Below are 1,765 nucleotides of genomic sequence, written 5' to 3'. Positions count from 1 at the left end.
ATCTCTACATACCGGCTGACGAGACCGGCGCACCGGCCATGCCACAGGCGCGTGCGCCATCATGAGGGTGCTGGTCAAAGGGGCCGGCGTTGCCGGCCTCACCGCCGCCTTCGAGCTCGCCGCACGCGGCGCGGCGACCACCGTTGCCGAGACAAGGCCTGCCATCGAGGGCAATGCGTCGTGGTTCGCCGGTGGTATGCTCGCGCCATGGTGCGAGCGTGAAAGCGCCGAGCAGCCGGTGCTGGATCTCGGACGCGACGCCGCCGACTGGTGGGATGCGGTGCTACCGGGTCAGGTGATACGTGCCGGAACGTTGGTCGTGGCCGCGCTGCGTGATGCTGGCGAGCTCGACCGGTTCGCCAGCCGCACGTCGGGATATCGGCGGGTCGCCGAAGATGAAATTTCACTCCTGGAACCCGACCTCGCCGGCCGCTTCTGGCGCGGATTGCTCTTCCCCGATGAGGCTCATCTCGACCCGCGCCAGGCGATGGTAGCACTTCACGACAAGCTCGCGGCCATGGGCGTCGAATTCCGCTTCGGCGCCGACGCCCAGCCTGTTTCCGGTTTCGATCGTCAGATCGACTGCACTGGAATCGCAGCGGCCGATGACAGGCTGCGCGGCGTTCGCGGCGAAATGCTGATCCTGCGCACGCCTGATATCTCGCTGTCGCGCCCGGTCAGGCTGCTGCATCCGCGCTTTCCGCTGTATGCGGTGCCGCGTGCCGACACGCAGTTCATGATCGGCGCGACTATGGTTGAAAGCCAGTCCTCCGGACCGGTGACGGCGCGTTCGATGATGGAACTGCTCAGTGCCGCCTATGCCCTCCACCCGGCTTTTGGCGAGGCCGGGATCGTTGAAACAGGTGTCGGCATCCGTCCAGCCTTTCCCGACAATCTGCCGCGCGTGGAGGCACTTGGAACTGCCGTCGCGATCAATGGACTCTATCGCCATGGTTTTCTTCTCGCCCCTGCCATGGCGCGCCAGGCTGCCGACCTCGTTTTCAATCAAGACGCAACCAAGGAACTTGCTCATGAAACTGATGGTCAACGGCGAAGCGCATGAGGTTGCCGCCGCCACGCTGGCCGAACTGCTTGTCGCGCTCGACTATGAGGGCGATTGGCTGGCGACGGCGGTCAACAGCGACCTCGTGCACAAAGCCAAGCGGGCGGAATTCCAGTTGAGCGACGGCGACCGGATCGAAATCCTCTCGCCCATGCAAGGCGGTTAGACCATGTTAGAGCTTTATGGAACCGAGCTTCCGTCGCGCCTGCTTCTCGGTACCGCTCAATATCCTTCGCCGGCCATCCTTGCCGAGGCCGTCAAGGCGTCGGGAACCTCGGTGGTGACCGTCTCGCTGCGCCGCGAGATGGCAGGCGGCAGGGCTGGCGAAAAATTCTGGTCGTTGATCCGCTCGCTCGGCGTCAGAATCCTGCCCAACACTGCTGGCTGTCACTCCGTCAAGGAAGCGGTCACGACGGCGAAAATGGCGCGCGAGGTCTTCGGCACCAGCTGGATCAAGCTCGAAGTGATCGGCAATCACGACACGCTGCAGCCGGACGTGTTCGGCCTGGTCAAAGCCGCGCGCATCCTGTGCGAGGACGGTTTTGATGTATTCCCTTATACCACCGATGACCTTGTCGTCGCCGAGCGGCTGCTGGAGGCGGGCTGCAAGGTCTTGATGCCATGGTGCGCGCCGATCGGTTCGGCGCTGGGGCCGGTCAACATCACAGCGCTGCGCTCGATGCGCGGACATTTCCCTGGCGT

3 protein-coding genes are annotated in these 1,765 nt (G+C 64.1%); all 3 read left to right on the top strand.

Features of this window, described 5'->3' with window-relative positions; all coding sequences use genetic code 11:
• Positions 1 to 61 precede the first annotated feature (61 nt).
• A complete protein-coding gene (thiO, locus tag NKJ12_RS32005) occupies positions 62 to 1,063 on the top strand; it encodes a glycine oxidase ThiO (protein WP_352707702.1) in 1,002 nt (333 codons plus the stop codon).
• Positions 1,032 to 1,229, top strand: coding sequence for a sulfur carrier protein ThiS (gene thiS, locus NKJ12_RS32000; protein ID WP_352707700.1), 198 nt, complete (start codon positions 1,032 to 1,034; stop codon positions 1,227 to 1,229). The genes thiO and thiS overlap by 32 nt, the downstream gene beginning before the upstream one ends.
• Before the next feature lie 3 nt (positions 1,230 to 1,232).
• Positions 1,233 to 1,765 (top strand): thiazole synthase (locus tag NKJ12_RS31995; RefSeq protein ID WP_352707698.1); only part of this gene is annotated, 533 nt, incomplete at its 3' end.

Source organism: Mesorhizobium sp. M0195, from assembly GCF_040322115.1.
Taxonomy (GTDB): Bacteria; Pseudomonadota; Alphaproteobacteria; order Rhizobiales; family Rhizobiaceae; genus Mesorhizobium.
Note: the sequence above shows the minus strand (reverse complement) of the source record. Positions and strands in the feature narration are given on the sequence as shown.